At 63.4% G+C, this 19518-nt stretch carries 17 protein-coding genes; 9 read left to right on the plus strand and 8 right to left on the minus strand.

The window, feature by feature from the left end:
• Window positions 1–158: 158 nt before the first annotated feature.
• The 3 genes from NKJ57_RS28050 to NKJ57_RS28060 form a co-directional block, all read right to left on the minus strand.
• Complete coding sequence (locus tag NKJ57_RS28050; protein WP_352513474.1) at window positions 159–926, minus strand: N-acetylmuramoyl-L-alanine amidase; 768 nt, start codon at window positions 924–926, stop codon at window positions 159–161.
• The gene (locus tag NKJ57_RS28055; protein ID WP_023739868.1) at window positions 923–1642 is read right to left on the minus strand and encodes a J domain-containing protein; all 720 of its coding nucleotides are present in this window, start codon (window positions 1640–1642) and stop codon (window positions 923–925) included. The genes NKJ57_RS28050 and NKJ57_RS28055 overlap by 4 nt, the downstream gene beginning before the upstream one ends.
• A gap of 207 nt (window positions 1643–1849) precedes the next feature.
• Window positions 1850–2047 (minus strand): hypothetical protein, encoded by a 198-nt coding sequence (locus NKJ57_RS28060; protein WP_023668260.1) that lies wholly within the window; start codon window positions 2045–2047, stop codon window positions 1850–1852.
• Between the two features lie 177 nt (window positions 2048–2224).
• On the opposite strand from NKJ57_RS28060, the gene NKJ57_RS28065 reads away from it, so the two are divergent.
• Genes NKJ57_RS28065 through NKJ57_RS28075 form a run of 3 tightly spaced genes read left to right on the plus strand, consistent with a single transcriptional unit; the run spans window position 2225 to window position 8275 of the window.
• Window positions 2225–6184: a hydantoinase B/oxoprolinase family protein gene (locus tag NKJ57_RS28065; RefSeq protein WP_352513473.1), complete on the plus strand. Its 3960-nt coding sequence runs from the start codon at window positions 2225–2227 to the stop codon at window positions 6182–6184.
• A gap of 31 nt (window positions 6185–6215) precedes the next feature.
• Window positions 6216–7514, plus strand: a complete 1299-nt coding sequence (locus tag NKJ57_RS28070) for a BtaA family protein (RefSeq protein ID WP_352513472.1) — start codon at window positions 6216–6218, stop codon at window positions 7512–7514.
• Window positions 7511–8275, plus strand: a complete 765-nt coding sequence (locus NKJ57_RS28075) for a class I SAM-dependent methyltransferase (protein WP_352513471.1) — start codon at window positions 7511–7513, stop codon at window positions 8273–8275. The genes NKJ57_RS28070 and NKJ57_RS28075 overlap by 4 nt, the downstream gene beginning before the upstream one ends.
• 6 nt (window positions 8276–8281) lie before the next feature.
• Here NKJ57_RS28075 and NKJ57_RS28080 read toward each other — a convergent pair whose 3' ends face one another.
• Entirely contained in the window at window positions 8282–9661 is a 1380-nt protein-coding gene (locus tag NKJ57_RS28080; protein WP_352513470.1) for a serine hydrolase domain-containing protein, read from the minus strand.
• 283 nt (window positions 9662–9944) lie between these two features.
• On the opposite strand from NKJ57_RS28080, the gene NKJ57_RS28085 reads away from it, so the two are divergent.
• Both NKJ57_RS28085 and NKJ57_RS28090 read left to right on the plus strand, forming a co-directional pair.
• A complete protein-coding gene (locus NKJ57_RS28085) occupies window positions 9945–10742 on the plus strand; it encodes a glycoside hydrolase family 25 protein (protein WP_023682151.1) in 798 nt (265 codons plus the stop codon).
• Window positions 10743–10774: 32 nt separating this feature from the next.
• Window positions 10775–12004 (plus strand): lytic murein transglycosylase, encoded by a 1230-nt coding sequence (locus NKJ57_RS28090; RefSeq protein ID WP_023682152.1) that lies wholly within the window; start codon window positions 10775–10777, stop codon window positions 12002–12004.
• A gap of 25 nt (window positions 12005–12029) precedes the next feature.
• Here the strand turns inward: NKJ57_RS28090 and NKJ57_RS28095 are convergent, their stop codons facing one another.
• A complete protein-coding gene (locus NKJ57_RS28095) occupies window positions 12030–12929 on the minus strand; it encodes a LysR family transcriptional regulator (protein ID WP_023826591.1) in 900 nt (299 codons plus the stop codon).
• Window positions 12930–13060: 131 nt separating this feature from the next.
• Between NKJ57_RS28095 and NKJ57_RS28100 the strand changes: the two genes are divergently transcribed.
• Complete coding sequence (locus tag NKJ57_RS28100; RefSeq protein WP_023682154.1) at window positions 13061–13792, plus strand: SDR family oxidoreductase; 732 nt, start codon at window positions 13061–13063, stop codon at window positions 13790–13792.
• Here the strand turns inward: NKJ57_RS28100 and NKJ57_RS28105 are convergent.
• Window positions 13789–15009, minus strand: a complete 1221-nt coding sequence (locus NKJ57_RS28105; protein WP_023668250.1) for an alanine racemase — start codon at window positions 15007–15009, stop codon at window positions 13789–13791. The two genes, NKJ57_RS28100 and NKJ57_RS28105, sit on opposite strands and share 4 nt — an antisense overlap.
• Before the next feature lie 210 nt (window positions 15010–15219).
• On the opposite strand from NKJ57_RS28105, the gene NKJ57_RS28110 reads away from it, so the two are divergent.
• Window positions 15220–16137, plus strand: a complete 918-nt coding sequence (locus NKJ57_RS28110) for a DMT family transporter (RefSeq protein WP_023699616.1) — start codon at window positions 15220–15222, stop codon at window positions 16135–16137.
• A gap of 448 nt (window positions 16138–16585) precedes the next feature.
• On the opposite strand, the gene metF is transcribed toward NKJ57_RS28110, so the two are convergent.
• Together metF and NKJ57_RS28120 are read right to left on the minus strand one after the other, a co-directional pair.
• Window positions 16586–17503 carry a methylenetetrahydrofolate reductase [NAD(P)H] gene (gene metF / locus NKJ57_RS28115; RefSeq protein WP_352513469.1) on the minus strand — a complete coding sequence of 306 codons (918 nt, stop codon included), beginning with the start codon at window positions 17501–17503 and terminating at the stop codon, window positions 16586–16588.
• Entirely contained in the window at window positions 17503–18525 is a 1023-nt protein-coding gene (locus NKJ57_RS28120; protein ID WP_023682157.1) for an ArsR/SmtB family transcription factor, read from the minus strand. Before NKJ57_RS28120 ends, metF begins: the two co-directional genes overlap by 1 nt.
• A 167-nt stretch (window positions 18526–18692) precedes the next feature.
• Here NKJ57_RS28120 and tsaA point away from each other — a divergent pair, with 167 nt between their 5' ends.
• Window positions 18693–19199, plus strand: coding sequence for a tRNA (N6-threonylcarbamoyladenosine(37)-N6)-methyltransferase TrmO (tsaA, locus tag NKJ57_RS28125; protein ID WP_352513468.1), 507 nt, complete (start codon window positions 18693–18695; stop codon window positions 19197–19199).
• Window positions 19196–19510, plus strand: a complete 315-nt coding sequence (locus tag NKJ57_RS28130) for a DUF2293 domain-containing protein (RefSeq protein WP_352513467.1) — start codon at window positions 19196–19198, stop codon at window positions 19508–19510. Before tsaA ends, NKJ57_RS28130 begins: the two co-directional genes overlap by 4 nt.
• Window positions 19511–19518: the final 8 nt, after the last annotated feature.

Below are 19518 nucleotides of genomic sequence, written 5' to 3' on the forward strand. Positions count from 1 at the left end.
AAGATCTTCACGCAGCAACGCCTAATCAATATCGGAGCATCCGGGGGGCTGGAGGTCCGATAACTTGCACGAACCGCCTTTGAGGGCGGAATTTGTGTCGAACAAGGCGAGGCAATTCACTTTCAGTGACAGGCTGTAACTTGAATATCAGAAAAAGATTATTTAGAGGCAACTGACGTAAGGGAAGTCAGCAGGCTTTGCAGCGTGCTAGACGTAGAGCCGTCGGCGACACCATCCACCAGGCGCGGTCGGAAATGCCGCTGAAAAGCTTCGACGACGATTTCGGTCTGGTGGTCGAAGACACCTGATATCTCGACGCCATAGCCATAGAGCGCCAGCATCGACTGCAGTGTCTCGACCTCGGCGCCGGTATCGCCGGCTTTCAGCGCCGCGCCGCGCCGGACCGGCGCCGCAGGCACGAGATGGCCGACCCCGGCCGCAAACAGCGCCTTCCAGGGGAATTTCTCGCCCGGGTCGATCTTGCGCCCCGGCGCGATGTCGGAATGGGCAAGCACCCTTTGCGCCGTAATGGAATGGCGTTCGATGATACCAAGGCAAAGCCCGATCACCGCTTCCACCTGCCGCTTGGGAAAGGCCGAATAGCCGAGCGAATGGCCGGGATTGACGATTTCGATGCCGACCGAACAGGAGTTGATGTCGCGACGACCGAACCAGGAACTTGCACCGGCATGCCAGGCGCGGTCGCTTTCGCGCACCATCTGGATGATGCGGCCATCCTCATGGACGAGGTAGTGCGACGAGACTTCGCTTGCGGGGTCGCACAACCAGGCTTCCGCGGCAGCACCAGTCGCCATGCCGGTATAGTGCAGCACGATCATATCGGGCCTGAGCGTTTCGCGCCGCGGGCCGAAATTCGGCGATACCCTGACCTCCGCGCTTGGCTCGTCGGGCGAGAAGCCGGTCATGCGTGCCTGAGGCCCCGCTCGATCATTTCATAGGCCGCGTTGATAGCCGCGACCCTGGTCGTTGCAATCTTGATGAATTCCTGCGGCAGGCCGCGCGCGATCAGGCGGTCCGGATGATTGTCGGAGACCAGCTTGCGGTACCGCTTCCTGACCTCCTCGAACGGCTTGCCGCGCTCAATGCCGAGCACGATATAGGGATCGCCGGCCCCGAGATTGACGTGCCTGGCCAGGATGGCTTCGTAGTGCACCTCGTCGATGCGAAAAATCTCGGCAATACGGTGCAGGAAAACGCCTTCGCGCTCATGCACCAGCCCGTCCGCCTTGGCGATGTGGAACAGACCGTCGAGTATGTCTTCCAGCATGACGCAGTTCGAATGGCCCGAGCCGCACATCTGCGCCATACTCTCGGCATAGGTCTCGAACCCGGCGACGTCGCGCTTGGCCAGATCGTAAAGCCGCGCCACATTGCGGGTCTGTTCTCGCGGCACCTCAAATATTTCCTGGAACGCGCGAACCTCGTCCTGGGTGACGATGCCATCGGCCTTGGCCATCTTGGCTGACAGCGCAATCATTGCCACAGAGAAGGCGACGCGCCGGCGCAGATCGGCGTCACCGGAGAAAACCGTGCGCACGGCCTCGACCACATCGGCTACACCGGACGTGGCTGAAGATGAAACGCGGTTGATGAAGTCGCCGAGGCGATCCCAAATTGACATGAGCGCTTATTAGGGCCGCCGGCCATCGCTATCAAGCCAAGACAGCGCCGCAGAGTGGATCGATTTACGCAAGCAACGACGCGCCAGATCCCAAACCGTAGGAAAGAGCCGGTTCAAGGCCCTTGAGCCCCGAATCGACCTAAACGCAGGAAGGCCGGCGCGAAGCCGGCCTCCTCTCTCGTCACGTCAAAGTGACCGGGACTGCTGCTACTGCGCGGGGGCAGGAGCAGGTGTTGCCGGAGCCGGTTCTGCAGGCTTCGGTGCATCCGGCGTCGCCGGCTTCATGGGCTCGGCGGCTGGCGGATTGGTGCTCTGGGTGGTGGTGTTATCCGTACCGCTGTCGCTGCAGGCGGCAACGCCGAACAGGGCCAGGGCGGAAACGGAAGCAAGAATGAGCTTTTTCATGACATCTCTCCTTCAACACACGCTCACGTTGCGGTGAACGGTCGAAGGCAAAATGCATCAAACGGCCATGAGTTTCGTAACGTTGCGTTTCCTGATGTAACATCCGCGCACTACCGATTGCGGGCCGGGCGATGCCGAACTAACAGTCTGGACCCAAATGCAATGCCGGAGTTCTGCGTGGACAAGAAATGGGATTTTTGGATCGACCGCGGCGGCACCTTCACCGACGTGATCGGACGTGATCCGCAAGGGGGTTTGCATCCCAGGAAATTCCTGTCGGAAAATCCCGAAGCCTATCCCGACGCGGCCATAGCCGGCATCCGCGAGCTTCTGGGGCTGAAATCCGGCACCGCTATTCCTCCGGGCCTGGTCGGTGACGTCAAGATGGGTACCACCGTTGCCACCAATGCGCTGCTGGAGCGCAAGGGCGACCGTGTGCTTTTGCTCATCACCAAGGGCTTTCGCGACGCGCTGAAGATCGCCTATCAGGCGCGGCCGGACATCTTCGCCAAGGAGATCATCCTTCCGGAACAGCTCTACGAGCGGGTCATCGAGATCGACGAGCGTGTGCGCGCCAATGGCGAGGTCGAGCGCCTGCTCGACATCGCCGCCTGCCGCCCCGCCATCGAACAGGCGAAGGCTGACGGCATCGATGCGGTGGCCATCGTCTTCATGCATGCCTGGAAATATCCCGACCACGAGAAGGCGGTGGCGAAAGTCTGCCGCAAGATCGGGTTCAGCCAAGTCTCGGTCAGCCATGAGGTCTCCCCGCTGATCAAGCTGGTCGGCCGCGGCGACACCACCGTGGTCGATGCCTATCTGTCGCCGATCCTGTCGCGCTATGTGCAAAGGGTGGCGGGAGAACTGGGCGCGACGCCAATCTCCCCATTTGTGGGGGGTGAGGAGCGGTCGGCCAAAGGCCGAGAAAAAGCCAATGATTTGGCTTTTTCAGCGACGAACGCCCGGAGCCATAGCGAAGGGCAGTCCGCAAAGCCGACAGGGGGGGTTCTCTCAGGAGGCACCACCAGAGCGTCGAGCACTGCCGCGGCGACCCCACCCGGCGGCTTCGCCGCCACCCTCCCCTCGAGGGGGAGGGAAAACCCTCGCCTGATGTTCATGATGTCGTCGGGCGGGCTCACCGCCGCCGACATGTTTCAGGGCAAGGACGCGCTGCTGTCCGGCCCGGCCGGCGGTGTCGTCGGCATGGTCGAAACGGCGAAACTCGCCGGTTTCGAGAAAGTCATCGGCTTCGACATGGGCGGCACCTCCACCGATGTCGCCCATTTTGACGGCGAGTATGAGCGCGCCTTCGACACCGAGCTCGCCGGCGTGCGCATCCGTGCGCCGATGATGCGCATCCATACCGTCGCCGCCGGCGGCGGCTCGATCCTGCATTACGAAGCCGGCCGTTTCCGCGCCGGGCCGGATTCCGCCGGCGCCAATCCTGGCCCCGCCGCCTACCGGCGCGGCGGCCCGCTGGCCGTCACCGACGCCAATGTCATGCTGGGCAAGCTGCAGCCCGATTTCTTCCCGGCGATTTTCGGACCCGGCCAGGACCAGCCGCTGGACGTCGCCGCCGTGCATAAAAAATTCGCGGCGCTCGCCGCCGAAATCGGCGATGGCCGCACGCCGGAAGCCGTCGCCGAAGGGTTCGTTACCATCGCGGTGGAAAACATGGCCAATGCTATCAAGAAGATCTCCGTGCAGCGCGGCTACGATGTCACCGAATATCTCTTGAACTGTTTTGGCGGCGCCGGCGGCCAGCATGCCTGCCTGGTTGCCGACGCGCTCGGCATGGAGGCGGTACTGATCCACCCCTTCTCCGGTCTGCTCTCAGCCTATGGTATCGGCCTGTCGTCGGTTTTCGCGTCGCGCCAGCAGGCGCTCCTGAAGCCGCTTGCCGAAGAATCCAGGACCCAGATCGGCAGCCTCATCGGCACGTTGAAAAAAGCCGTCATCGCCGAATTGGCAGCGCAAGGCATCGCCGAGGACAAGATTGCGGCAAAGCCGGTGCTGCACATCCGCTATGACGGCACCGACACCACGCTGCCGGTGAATTTCGAAGGCGACTCGATCTTCCAGGCCAGGCGCGATTTCGAAATCGCCCACAAGGCGCAGTTCGGGTTCGTCTATGATGACAAGCCGATGATCGTCGAGACCGTTGGCGTGGAAGGCGCCGAGATCGTCGAGACCACGGCCGAAGCCGTTGCGCCCGCCGGACCGGCAAGGGTTGAAGCGGGTGCGTCGGGAACGCGGCGCATCTACACCGAGGGCCGCTGGCATGAGGCCGGCATCCATCGCCGCGAAAACCTGCGCCCATCCAACCTGATCGCAGGCCCCGCTTTGATCATCGAGCCGAACCAGACCATCGTCGTCGAGCCGGGCTGGCGGGCCGAAATCACCAACCTCAATCACGTCGTCATCCGCCGCACCGAACGGAAAGTTCGCACGGCTGCCCTCGGTACCGAAGCCGATCCGGTGATGCTGGAGGTCTTCAACAACCTCTTCATGTCGATCGCCGAACAGATGGGCGTTACGCTGCAGAACACCGCCTATTCCGTCAACATCAAGGAAAGGCTGGATTTCTCCTGCGCCGTCTTCGACCGCCACGGCGCGCTGGTCGCCAACGCGCCGCACATGCCGGTGCATCTCGGCTCAATGGACCGCTCGGTCGAAACCATCATCCGGCTGAACTCCGGCGACATCCACCCCGGCGACGTCTTTGCGCTGAACGCACCTTACAATGGCGGCACGCATCTGCCCGACATCACCGTGGTGACGCCGGTCTTTTCCCTCCCCCTTGAGGGGAGGGTGGCCGCGCAGCGGCCGGGTGGGGTCCTCTCAGAAGGCACCGCAAGGGCGTCGAGCACTGCCGCAGCGACCCCCTCCGGCGGCTCCGCCGCCACCTCCCCTTCAAGGGGGGAGGAAATCCTGTTCTGGGCGGCCTCACGCGGCCATCATGCCGACATTGGCGGCACGGCACCTGGCTCGATGACACCACTTGCCACCACGGTCGACGAGGAAGGCGTGCTGTTCGACAATTTCCGCGTCGTCGATCGCGGAAAATTCCGCGAGGCGGAGCTGCAAACGCTGCTCACCGACCACCCCTACCCCGCCCGCAACCCGCACCAGAACATCGCCGACCTAAAGGCGCAGATCGCCGCCAATGAAAAGGGCGTGGCGGAACTGCGCAAAATGGTCTCCCATTTCGGCCTCGATGTCGTCGAGGCCTATATGGGCCATGTCCAGGACAATGCCGCCGAAAGCGTGCGCCGCGTGCTGGAAAGGCTGCCTGACAGCTCGCAGTATGAATACCCGACCGACACCGGCCAGGTGATCAAGGTGAAGATCACGGTCGACCGGCAAAAGAGCGAAGCGACCGTCGACTTCACCGGCACCTCGCCTGTCATGAAGAACAATTTCAACGCGCCCGAGCCCGTCGCCCGCGCCGCCGTGCTCTATGCCTTCCGCGTCATGGTCGAGGACATGATCCCGATGAATGCCGGGTGCCTCAGGCCCATCAACATCATCATCCCCGACGGCTCGATGCTGAAGCCGGCCTACCCCGCAGCAGTCGTCGCCGGCAATGTCGAGACCTCGCAGCATGTCACCAACGCGCTGTTCGGAGCCATGGGCGCCATGGCCAATGCGCAAGGCACGATGAACAACCTGACCTTCGGCAACAAGCAGTACCAGTATTACGAGACGATCTGCTCCGGTTCGCCGGCCGGACAGATGAACTCCGGCCGCGGCTTTGCCGGCACATCCGGCGTCCACACCCACATGACCAATTCGCGCCTGACCGACCCGGAGGTGCTGGAATTGCGCTTTCCCGTGCTGCTCGAGGATTTTCACATTCGCGAAGGCTCCGGCGGCAAAGGCAAATGGGATGCCGGTGACGGCACCAGGCGGACGATCCGTTTCCTCGAAAAGATGGAATGCGCCATCCTGTCCTCGCACCGCAACCGCCCGCCGCAAGGCCTTGATGGCGGCGGTGACGGCGAGGTCGGCTCGACCAAGGTCCGCCGCCAGGACGGCAGCGTCGAGACGCTGAAGGCCTGCGACCAGACCGTGCTCGACGCCGGCGACGCCGTCATCCTGACGACGCCGACACCCGGGGGATTTGGCAAGGCCTGAACTCGCGTCAACAGGCTGTCACCCGCCTGTCATGCCCCTGAGTTACCCGCTTGCGGCAAAGCAAATGGGGAATCACTTTGCCATGACGGACGTCTCCTCGGATCTCGTTTTTCGCCGCGGCAAGGAAGTTGGAAAAGCCGTCTACCAGAACCGCCCGCTGTCGAAGGCCGGCATCTCGGAGCGGCTGTTCGCCCTCTTGTTTTCCGGTCTCGTCTATCCGCAGATCTGGGAAGACCCTGAAGTCGACATGGAGGCCATGCAGCTTGGCCAGGGTCACCGCGTCGTCACCATAGCGTCGGGCGGCTGCAACATCCTCGCCTACCTCACCCGCTCGCCTGAACGCGTCGATGCGGTCGACCTCAACGCCGCCCACATCGCCTTGAACCGGATGAAGCTGGAGGCGGTGCGGCATCTGCCCTCGCAGGGCGATCTGTTCCGTTTCTTCGGCGCCGCCGGCACCAGCCACAATTCGCAAGCCTATGACCGCTTCATCGCGCCGCATCTGGACCCGGTCAGCCGCCACTATTGGGAGCGTCGCAGCTGGCCCGGCCGCCGGCGCATCACCGTCTTCGACCGCAATTTCTACCAGACCGGCCTGCTCGGCCTGTTCATCGCCATGGGCCACCGCATCGCCAAATTCTTCGGCGTCGATCCCGCCGGTATCATGGCGTCGAAGAGCCTCGCCGACCAGCGCCGCTTCTTCAACGAAGAGCTGGCGCCGGTCTTCGACAAGAAGCTGTTGCGCTGGGCTACCTCGCGCAAGGCTTCGCTGTTCGGCCTCGGCATTCCGCCGGCGCAGTACGATTCGCTGATCACCTCGGGCGATGGTTCGATGGCCAGCGTGCTGAAGGCCCGGCTGGAAAAGCTCGCTTGCGATTTTCCACTGAAGAACAACTACTTCGCTTGGCAAGCCTTCGCCCGTCGCTATCCCAATCCGGGTGAGGCCGCCCTGCCCGCCTATCTAGAAGAGGCCAACTACAAGGCGATCCGCAACAATGTCGATCGCGTCGGCATCCACCACGCCAATCTGATCGAATTTCTGGCCGGCAAGGACGCAAGCACCGTCGATCGTTTCGTCCTGCTCGACGCGCAGGACTGGATGACGAACGACCAGCTCAATGCCCTTTGGTCGGAGATCACCCGCACCGCCTCGATCGGCGCCCGAGTCATCTTCCGTACCGCCGCCGAGCCCAGCCTGCTGCCGGGCCGCGTCTCGATCTCGCTGCTCGACCAGTGGACCTACGAGGACGAGGCCTCGCGCGACTGTTCGGCCCGCGACCGCTCGGCCATCTATGGCGGCTTCCACCTCTATGTGAAGCGCGCGGCATGAGCGCGAGCGAGCCGCCGGCCGACCATGCCGAACTGATGGACGGCGTCTACCGCTGGCAGCGCCACATCTACGACCTGACCCGCAAATATTACCTGCTCGGCCGCGACCAGATGATATCCCGGCTGGATGTGCCGGCGAATGGCAGAGTGCTCGAACTTGGCTGCGGCACCGGCCGCAACATCGCGCTTGCCGCCCGCCGCTATCCCGACGCCCGCCTCTACGGCCTCGACATCTCGGCTGAGATGCTGGAGACCGCCGGCAAGGCGATCGGCCGCGACGGCCTGTCCGGCCGCGTCGTGCTGGCGCGCGGCGACGCCACCGATTTCGACGCCAAGACGCTGTTCGGCATCGAGCGCTTCGACCGCATCTTCGTGTCCTATTCGCTGTCGATGATCCCCGGCTGGGAAAAGACGGTTTCAGCAGCCCTTGCGGCACTCGCACCCGGCGGCTCGCTGCATGTCGTCGATTTCGGCCAGCAGGAAGACTTGCCCAACTGGTTCCGGACATTGCTGCGCGGCTGGCTCAAGAAATTCCATGTCACGCCACGTGAATCATTGCGCGAAGTCTTGGAATCGGAATCTCGGCGAACCGGCGCAAGCTTCTGTTTCCGCGCGCTTTATCGCGGCTATGCCTGGCTGGCGGTCGTCAAGATCGCGCACTCTTACCTCCCCCTCGATGGGGGAGGCCGCGCCGAAGGCGCGGGTGGCCAGGCACCCCGCCCCGGCGCTACGCGCCGACCCTCCCCATCAAGGGGAGGGTAAAGGGAGCTAGCGCAGTGCCTTCATCAGCGCGCCGACCATCACCTGCGGCCGGTAGCCGAGCTTGGCCGGCGTCAACCCCAGCCGCACCACCACCAGTTGCTCCGACGGGATGATGGCGACCGTCTGGCCGTCATGGCCCTCCATCCAGTAGGTATCGTTGGGCAGGCCGGCGGCGACGCCGGCGCCGGGATTTCCTTCGTCCCCCGGGGCTTCGATCCAAAGTTGCCCCTTGCCGTAGACTTTCGAGGCCGGTGCCGGTTCGCGCATCCAGTCGACGAAACCGGCCGGCAGGATCTGGTTGCCGTTCCAGACGCCGCCCTGCAGCAGGAATTGGCCGAACCGCGCCCAGTCATGCCCCGTGGCATAGAGGTAGGATGAGCCGACAAAGGTACCCTCCTCGTCGGTTTCGAGCACCGCGCTTTGCATGCCGAGCGGCCCGAACAGCGCTGCCCTTGGCCACATCAGCGCCTTGTCCTTGTCGCCGATAGCATCCTGCCACAGCCGCGACAGCATCACCGCCGTGCCGCTCGAATAGGAAAAGACCTTGCCGACGTCGCCGGTCAGCGGCTTGGCCTCGGCGAAGCCCGCCATATCCGGTTCGAGGTAGAGCATGCGCGTCACATCGGCAACGTCGCCATAATCCTCGTTGAACTCGAGTCCGCTCGACATCGCCATCATATCGGCAAGGCTGATGGCGGCGCGGCCGTCCGCCTTCCATGAGCCGAACAGGCCCTGATTGGTCACCGCCATCTTGCCGTCCTTGACCAGCGTGCCGACGAGCGCGGCGTTGACTGTCTTGGTCATCGACCAGCCCAGCAGCGGCGTTTTCGCCGAAAAGCCGTCGCCATAACGCTCCGCAACAATGCGGCCATTTTTGACCACCACCACGGCGCGCATGCCGATGCCGGTCATCGCCGCACCGTCGAGGATCTTGTTGATTTCGGGATTTTGCGAGGCATCGACTCGATCTCCCTCGGGCCACAGATCGCCCTTGGTGGCCGCCGACGCCTCGGCAGGGATTGACGTGCGCCGTGCCTTGCCGTCGTCGCCATCAGGAACCGAGGCGCAACCCAGGCCGGCGCGCGCAACAGCAACGCTCTTGCCGAGGAAGCCAAGCAGCCCGGCCGAGACGGTCCCCCTGTTCTTGTCGACCGACACCTTCATCAGCCTGAGAAGCGGATGGCCGGGCGCCTGCACGTCGATGGCAAGCACCTCATTGGGATCACGGCCGGCGATAAAAACATTCGAGCAGACAATCTTGGCGGAATAGCCGGAACCGACGCGGATCAGTTCGGGCGGCGCGACGTAGAGCCAGGTAAACAGGGCGGCTATGGCCAACACGACCAGGCCGAGCAGCCATTTGATGATCTTCACGGCGATCCGCATCTTTCCGTCCCTGCTTTTCCGCTGCCCGTGGCTTGCGGCCCGATTTATGTCATCGATTTGCCGCCATTGCTTCCGCAAAATCGGTGTTCTTGTCGAGCGCCGTCAACCTGTTATCAACCATGATCGGCGATCACTGGTGCATGTCGCCCAAAAGTGCGCAGCGGTTTTGGAACAACGACATGCACGAAAATAGCGTATCAGGCGATGCTGTGGGGCGATCGCCTGAGGGGCACCTGCAACGACAACCCAACAGCGACCGGCTGATTCCGGCTCGGGAAATGCGATGCGCCGTTTCGCGGCCCTCATCACGTTGACGCTGCTGGCCGCCTGCTCGACCGCCGGCGATCTCGTGCCCTCGATGTCGCCATCCAGCAGCCCGACGGTTGCCGTGCGCGCACCGCGTTTCGAAGACTCCAAGCCGCATGAATGGGATAGCGGCGCGCCTTGGAACTATGCCGTTCACGGCACCGACGTCTCCAAATACCAGACCTCGGTCGACTGGCCGACGGCCAAGGCCAGCGGCATCTCCTTCGCCTTCATCAAGGCGACCGAGGGCGGCGACCGTTTCGACGAGTATTTCAACGAGCATTGGTCGCGCACCAAGGCCAATGGCATTCCGCGCGCGGCCTACCATTTCTTCTATTTCTGCACGCCTGCCGCCACCCAGGCGCGCTGGTTCATCCAGAACGTGCCCGTCGACCGCTCGGCCATGCCGCCGGTGCTCGACATGGAGTGGAACCCGCAATCGCCGACCTGCCGGCTGCGCCCGGATTCAGCGACGGTGCGGGCCGAAATGACCACCTTTCTCGAGATGATCGAGCGGCACTATGGCAAGAAGCCGATCATCTACACCTCGGTCGACTTCTTCGACGATAACGACCTTGCGACCTTCCGCGGCTATCCCTACTGGCTGCGCTCGGTGGCCGGCCACCCCCGCCAGAAGTACGGCAGCCACCCTTTCACCTTCTGGCAATACACCGGAACCGGTATCGTGCCCGGCATGAACGGCAAGTCCGATATCAACGTCTTCAACGGCACTGAGGCAGCCTGGAAAAAGTGGCTGCGGCAGAACACCCGTTGACACCGGCTCTACCGCCTGCTTTTCGACGTCCCATGCGCACCTACCTGCAGCCACTGGGATATTTACGCCGGAAACAGTCGAAGAGCCGCCTGCGCTCCGGGCTGCTCGCGGCCCTGCTGCTCGGCGCTACGGCGATGCCGGCGGCGGCGCAGGAATGCGGCGGCGACTTCGAAACCTGGAAGCAAGGCGTGGCGGCGGAAGCCAAGGCAGCCGGTGTCGGCGCTGTCGGCCTTAACGCGCTGGAGGCCGCCACCATCGACGACAAGGTGCTCGCGCGTGACCGCGCCCAGGGCGTCTTCGCCCAGACCTTCATTCAGTTCTCCAACCGCATGATCTCGGCCTACCGGCTGAAGCAGGGCGCGGCCAATCTGAAGAAATACGCCGAAATCTTTGCGCGCGCCGACCAGCAGTTCGGTGTCCAGGCGCCGATCATCACCGCCTTCTGGGGGCTGGAGACCGATTTCGGCGCCGTACAGGGCGATTTCCACACGCTGAGCGCCTTGGTGACGCTGTCGCATGACTGCCGCCGCCCGCAGCTGTTTCGGCCGCAACTGCTGCCGCTGTTGACGCTGATCGATCGCGGCGTCGTTCCGGCCGACGTCACCGGCGCCTGGGCCGGCGAGATCGGCCAGACGCAGATCCTGCCTTCCGACTATCTCGCGCGCGGCGTCGACGGCGACGGCGACGGCATCGTCGACCTCAGGCGCAGCGTACCCGACGTGATCATGACCACGGCCAACAAGGTGCTGTCGCGCGGCTGGAAACGCGACCAGCCGTGGATCGAGGAAGTGCGCGTGCCCGAGGACATGCCCTGGGAGCAGACCGGCCGCACCAACAAGCTGCCGCTGTCTCAATGGGCCGCGTGGGGCGTCACCAATCCCGATGGCACGCCGCTGATCGACAATGGCCTGAAGGCCGGCCTGGCGCTGCCGATGGGCCGCAAAGGTCCGGCCTTCCTCGCCTACGACAATTTCGACGTCTATCTCGAATGGAACCAGTCCTTCACCTACGCGCTGACCGCCGCCAACTTCGCCAGCCGGCTGGCCGGGGCAAAGCAGTTCGACCCGCGCAATCCCGAAACCGGGCTCAATGGCGACCAGATGAAGGAATTGCAGACCAAGCTCGAAGCCAGGGGCTATGACGTCGGCACCGTCGACGGCATTCTGGGCACCAACACCCGCGAAGCCATCCGCAAGGAACAGATGCGGCTCGGCATGCCGGTCGACGGCTGGCCGACGCCGGAGCTTTTGGGGAAACTGTGAGTAGAATCTGCCCAAGCTGGGTTCCTTATTCCCTACTCCTTGCCCGGACGAAGTCGATAAATGCCCGCAAAGCCGGGGGGACGTGCCTCGAACTCGGGTGATACAGGAAGAAGCCTGGAAAGCTGGGCGACCAGGGCTCTAGAAATCTCATCAGCCTGCCCGCATCGATCCAGGACTGGACCTGATAGTCGATCATGTAGGCAACGCCTGCTCCACCCAGCGCCGCGTTCAGCATCAGCTCGGTGTCGTTAACAGTCAGGCTGCCCTCGACGGCGATTTCCAGAGACCGTTTGCCGCGCGCGAACTCCCATCGATAGAGGTTGCCGCCACCAGGCCACTGGAATGTTATGCATTGGTGCTGATGCAACTCCTGCGGATGGCGCGGTATGGCCCGATTTTCGAGATAGACGGGAGCGGCCACCGCCGCCATCTGCAAATCCCCGCTCAGTTTCACTGCCACCATGTCCTTCTCCAGCCGCTCGCCAAGCCTGATTCCGGCATCGAACCGTCCTCGAACAATGTCGGTCAGCGTATCGTCGACGATGACGGTCAGCGCGATATCAGGATAGGCGCGTTGGAAGTCGCCAAGGATCGGGCCGATGAACCGCACCGCGGCAACACGCGGCACGTTTATTCGTAGCGAACCCGCCGGCCGATCACGCGCGGCTTGAATGTCCGCTACGGCGCCCTCCAGCTCTTCGAACGCAACGGCAAGGCGCGCAAACAGCGTCTCGCCGGCACCAGTGGGTGAAACACTACGCGTCGTGCGATTCAGCAACCTGATGCCGATGCGAGCCTCCAGTTGCCGAATCGACTGGCTGAGCGCCGGCGGGGAAACACGCAGCCGGGCGGCGGCGCGGACGAAACTACGCTCTTCCACGATTGCGGCGAATGCCTTGAGCTCGGCGAATTCAGAACCGCGCATTGTGTATCCCTAGATTAACAAGCTAGTCAGATAATAGGCCATTATCTGATCAGTTGCATGGCCCTATTTCTCGACTAGCGGACCCGTCGGATGAAACCGGCACGGGCCTGAATGATTGAAGGAAACGTATCATGCCCAAGTCCTTGCAAGGCAAAACCGCACTCGTCACCGGCAGTTCGCGCGGCATTGGGCGAGCCATCGCCGAAGGACTCGCCTCCAAGGGCGCTGCCGTCGTCGTCAACTATGTCGGCAACCACGAAGCCGCTGACGAGGTCGTGGCCGCCATCGCCGGCAGGAGAGGAAAGGCGATCGCCGTCCAGGCCGACATATCAAGCGTCTCGGATATTCATCGCCTGTTTGACGAGGCTGAGAGTGAGTTCGGCGCGATCGACATCGTGGTTGCCAATGTCGGCGTCGCCGTCATCAAGCCTCTGACGGAGGCAACCGAAGCCGATTTCGACCATGTCTTCGGCACCAATGCCAAGGGCACCTTCTTCGTGCTTCAGGAAGCAGCGCGCCGTGTGCGAAACGGTGGCCGCATCATCGCGGTCTCCACCGGCGGCACCAAGATGTTCTTCACGCAAACGGCGCTCTATCTCGGCAGCAAGGGCGCCGTCGAACAATTCGTCCGTGTGCTCTCGCGTGAACTCGGACCGCGCGGCATCACCGTGAATGCGCTGTCGCCTGGCTTCACCGACACGGACCTGCTTCCCGAGCGCGATCGCGCCGTGGCGGCCGGCATGTCTCCATTTGGCAGGATCGGCGCGCCCCGCGACGTTGCCGATGTCGCGGTCTTCCTGGCCAGCGACGAGGCCCGCTGGCTGACCGGCGAGAATATCCAGGCCGGTGGAGGCGTCGCCTAATCCGCCATTGTCTCCAGGCTGGCGAATCCCTGCGGCGCATCGCCTTCATCGAAGGGTGTCGTCACCTCGACGAAGGTATCGGGATAAAAGCCGTTGAAGCGGGTTCTCAGCGACAGCGAATAGGCACCGATATGGCCGATCTCGATCCAGTCGCCGGTGTCGACGGTTTCCGGCAGCCAGAACGGCCGCGACAGGATGTCGACGGAATCGCAGGTCGCGCCGCAGACCTTGAACGGCACGATGTTCTTCTCCTCGCCATTGCGCGAGCGGATCGCCGGATCGGGGATGAAGCGGGCCGGCAGTGTGATCTTGCCGGTCCAAGAATCCGACAGCGACGCCCAGATGCCGTCATTGATGTAGAGCCGCTTGCCCTTGCGCAGCAGCACCCGCACGATCAGCGACAGGCAGCGCGCCACGATCACCCGGCCGGGCTCGGCCACCAACGGGATCTGGTCGAACTGGTATTCCCTGAGGTCGCCCGACAGCCGCGACATGATCTGGCCGAGCGACGGCATCTCGATCTGCTTGCGATTGGGGTCATGGCCGTACTCGGCGGGAAAGCCGCCGCCGACATCGAGCCCCGCAATGTCGAAGGTCAGCCGGTTGCGCACCCAATCGGCGGAGGCCAGCGCCCGTTCATAGGTGTCGGGATCCTCGATCTGGCTGCCGACATGGAAGCACAGGCCGACCTTGTAGCCGGTGCGGTTGAGCCGCTCGGCGAGTTCCACCGCATAGGCCGGCCCGGCGCCGAATTTCTTCGACAGTTCATAGGCCGCCGAACCCTTGGTCTGGATTCGCACGAACACGCTGATGGAGCCCGGATCGATGTCAAGCGCCCGCACCACCCGCGTCAGCTTGGTGATCTCGTCCTCATGGTCGAGCGAAATGACGCGGATGGCGTATTTTTCCAGCGCAAGCTTGATGTCCGACTGCGCCTTGACCGGATGCATGTAGAGCATCTCGGCGTCGGGTGAGACGGCGCGCACTGCGGCGAACTCGCCGGGCGAGGCCACATCGAAGGCGGTGACGCCGGCTTCGACCAGCGCCTTCAGCACGATCTGCTCGCCATTGGTCTTGACTGCGTAGGCTGTCTTGCCGGGAAACATGCCCATGAACTGTTTGGCATCCGCCTTCAGCACCTGCGGGCGAAAGCAGTAGACCGGATCGTCCGGCCGAAGCGCCAGCGCCGCCTCGCGGGCATTCTCGAATCGCTGCATGGACGAATCCCCTGACTTCTCGGCTGCGCACAATTAATCCAAGCTAGCGGCCAAAGAAAACAATTCTGTGTCTGGCGGGCACTGACCCAGCGGCGCACCCTCTGGCAGCACTGTTGCCAGCAATCAGGTTTCGGGTGGCTCTTGTCGCCGGACCCGATATGCCTTCTGCCTGAGTGGCTGGCATTGATGCCGCGGGGAAGGACGTTCACGATGGCAATAGCCACGACAGCCGTGCAGCGCGGACCGATGACGCTGAGGGACTGGGGACAGCTTCTGCTGCTCGGCGCCATCTGGGGCGGCTCGTTCTTCTTTGCCCGCATCGCCGTTGCCGAAATGCACCCGCTGGTGCTGGTGCTGTTTCGCGTTGCCATTGCGGCCATTGCACTGCAGCTCTATCTCGGCATTCGCGGTCCGTCCTTCCGCCTCGCCTTCCCGCATGCCGGCCTGTTTTTCCTTTTGGCGCTCGCCAACAATGTCGTCCCGTTCTCGCTGATCTTTGCCGGCCAGACCGCGCTTGGCGCCGGCGTCGCCTCGGTGCTCAATGCGACGACGCCGTTCTGGACGCTGATCCTCGCCAACGCGCTGACAGCGGACGAAAAGCTCTCCTGGAACAAGCTTGCCGGCATCGGGCTCGGCATCGCCGGCACCGCTGTCATGATCGGCCCCGGCCTGCTGGCCGGGCTCGGCGGCCCGGTCTGGGCGAAATTCGCGCTGATCGGCGCCTCGCTGTCATACGCCGTCGCGCTGATGATTGCCCGCCGCTTCAAGGGCGTGCCCTCGCCGGTCATCGCCACCGGACAATTGACGGCGTCGACCATCATCATGATCCCGGTGGTGCTGCTCACCTATGGCCCGGCCGGCCTGTTCTCGGCCTCGCCGCCGGTCTGGACGGCGGTGCTGGCGCTGGCGCTGCTCTCCACCGCCTTCGCCTACATCCTCTATTTCAACCTCGTCGCCTCGGCCGGCGCCACCAACGCCTCGCTGGTCACGCTCATCGTCCCGGCCAGCGCCATCCTGCTCGGCCTCCTGTTCCTCGGCGAGCGGCTCGCTCTGTTCGAGTTCTGCGGCATGGCACTGATCGCGCTTGGCCTGTTGACGATCGACGGGCGGTTGTTTGGTCGGCGCTAATGCCTGTCGACCAAAAGTGCGCAGCGGTTTTGGGACAACGACGCGCTTTAGGTCTGGTAGCGCTGCCATGCCTCGCTTTCGCCACGGCCGCGTCACAATTTATTCACAGGCTGCCAGCGGCTTTTGCCGAAGAGTTTCAACGCTTAACGACAGGTGGCAGGTCGCAAATTCCACAATCGCGTCGCATTGCAGCATATTTTCCGCTTGCCTGTGGCACAAATGCCCCTAGACTCCACCCATAGCTCTTGAAGAGGAGACTATGACATGGGACTTACGAGGCCAATCAACGCATTGATGATCTGTGCTGCATTTGCCTTCATTGGCGCCCTTATCATAGGTGTTCTTCCGTAACCGCCGGAGCGGAAGAACAGCAGCAATAGCCCACAAATTCGAAAGGCCGGGTGTTTCGCCCGGCCTTTGCATTTCAGATTTCATACCACGATGAAGCTCAGGCGGCGGCGGATCCAGCTGCCTCTGTTTCGTGGGAGCGGATGCCGATCATATGGCAGATGGCAAACACCAGGTCGGCCCGGTTCATGGTGTAGAAATGGAAGTCGCTGACGCCGCGCTCGACGAGATCGAGCACCTGCTCGGCCGCCACGGCAGACGCCACGAGCGCATGCGTCTGCGGATCGTTGTGCAGCCCTTCGAAACGCTCGACCAGCCATGCCGGCACCAGCGCGCCGCAGCGCGCCGAGAAATTGGCGACCTGGGTGAAATTGTGCACCGGCAGGATGCCAGGCACGATCGGGATGTAGATGCCGGCACGGCGCGCCTTCTCGACATAACGCTCGTAGAGATCGTTGTCGAAGAAGAACTGGGTGATCGCCCGCGTCGCGCCATTGTCGGCCTTGCGCTTCAGCATGTCGAAGTCGGTGGCGAAGTCGGGGCTTTCCGGATGCTTTTCGGGATAGGCCGAGACCGAGATGTCGAAATCGCCGGCGTCCTTCAGCGCTCCGACAAGTTCGGCGCCATTGGCATAGCCATCGGGATGCGGCCGGTAGGCCGTACCGACACCCGCCGCCGGATCGCCGCGCAACGCAACGAAGCGCTTCACGCCCATATCGGCGAATTCGCGGACCACGGCATCGACCTCATGGCGGGCGGCGTCGACGCAGGTCATGTGCGCCGCCGGCGTCAGCGCCGTCTCGTTCAGGATGCGCTTGACCGTGCGCGCCGTGCGCTCCCGCGTCGAGCCGCCGGCGCCATAGGTCACCGAGACGAATCTCGGCTTCAGCGGCTCCAGCCTGGTGACGGTGTCCCAGAGCCTGGCTTCCATCTCGTCGGTCTTCGGCGGGAAGAACTCGAAGGAGACGCGGACCTTGTCGCCAATGTCGGGACGGCGGGAAAAGCGGAACTGGTTCATCAGGCGATTTCCCCCATAGGGTACGCTTTGGTGGGTTGGGTGTCATTTGAAGGCTCGGCGATCAGCATGCGGCGGTCGCGGCCGAGCCACAGCTTGACGGTGAGCCTGGCTTCGTTGCCGCCGCGCGGCTCGAATTCCTGGGCATCCTCGAGATCGAGCCCGGCATCGGCAAACCATTCGGAGATCTGGCGGTCGGAAAAGCCCAGCCTGACATGCGCATGCTGGTCGCGCAGGAATTCCAGTGCATGCGGCGCGAAATCGACGATCACCAGCCGGCCCGACGGGCGCAGCAGCCTTGCCGCCTCGCGGATGGCGCGGGCGGGATCGTCCAGATAGTGCAGCACCTGATGGATGGTGACGAGGTCGAAGGCGTCGCGCTCGACCGGCGGCGCGAAAATGTCGCCTTGGCGGACCTGGGCATTGGCGATGCCTGCCTTGTCGAGATTGGCCCGCGCCACCGTCAGCATTTCGCGCGACATGTCGATGCCGACACCGCGCCGGTAGAGCGGCGAAAATATCTCCAGCAGCCGCCCGGTACCGGTGCCGAGGTCTAGCATCGACTGGAATGGCCGCTTGCCGACCAGCTTGAGGAGTGCGGCTTCCACCGCGCGGTCCGGCACATGCAGCGAGCGGATGTGATCCCAACTGGCGGCGTTCTCGGAGAAATACTCGGCGGCACGGTCCTGGCGCTTGCGCTTGACCGATGCCAACCGCTCGAGATCGCGCTCGACCTGTGGATCGGCGCCGCGAATGCCAGAGACCAGCCCCATGACGAAGTCGCGCGCGGAATCCGTATCCGACAGCCGGAAGAAGGCCCACGAGCCCTCCTGGTAGCGGCCGATCAACCCGGCCTCCAGCAGCAGCTTCAAATGCCGCGACACCCGCGGTTGCGACTGGCTGAGGATCTCGGTGAGGTCGGACACGGTGAGATCGCCGCGCGACAGCAGCGCCAGGATGCGGAGCCGGCTCGATTCGGCCGCAGCCTTCAACGTATCAACCATCGTATCGAGCGAAACATGCATCGGCGCGCTCTCGTTGAAAAAGATATAAACATATGTTTATGTCAGCTTTGACGACATGGCAAGGCCTATGTCGCTTCCTGACAAGAAAATGCCGCACACATGATCCCCGCCTGAGAGAACCGCTTTTCCCTGACGATCGGCTGGAAACTTGTGCTAGGGCGAAAGCCATGTTCGAGAAGCGCGACGGCGAAAAGCTCCTGCAAACTGACCCGGCTGACATGCCGGCGGATGGCCATATCGTGTTCATCGGCCGCATCGCCTCGCCATGGACATCCAGGCAAACCTGCCCAAAGAACATGCGCGCGGCGCGCGAGACCGGACAGGCGGCCACGGTTCTCATCGACCCTGCCTATCGCGACGGCCTGCTTGCGCTGGAGCGGGCCAGCCACATCGTCATCCTGTCCTGGCTGCATCACGCGCCGCGGGCACTGATTGTCCAGAGACCCCGCCATGCGGCTGAGCCGAAAGGCGTTTTCTCGCTGCGCTCCCCTGCCCGGCCGAACCCAGTCGGGCTGCATATCGCCGGCCTGATCGCCGTCGACATCGACCACGGCCGCATCGCCATCGACGCCATCGATGTGCTCGACGGCACCCCGGTGATCGACATCAAGCCCTATTTCGCCTCGACCGACGCCTTTCCCGAGGCGACCATTGCCGGGCGTGACGAAAAATGAGCGCGCCCACCGGCCGCCGCCGCGCCATCGCCAAGGCGCTGACCGCACTGCTGCCCCTGGCGCCCTATGCCGATATGGAGAAAATCCGCACCGAGGCCGGCGCCGTGCACATGAAGACGCTGCCGCCGGGCATCGCGGTCTGGCTGGCGACGATCGCCCATATCAGGCACGGCCATACCGACTATGAAAAGCTGCTGGCCGAGGGCTATGACCGCGACTCGGCGCGGTTCTTCGTCATCGAGCAAACAAACATGGTGCTGACCCGTTGGCGCGCCACGCGCCTGCTCGATGCAGAGGACCAAGAGGAATAACTTCAGCT

This window comes from Mesorhizobium sp. M0077 (assembly GCF_040322955.1).
GTDB lineage: Bacteria > Pseudomonadota > Alphaproteobacteria > Rhizobiales > Rhizobiaceae > Mesorhizobium.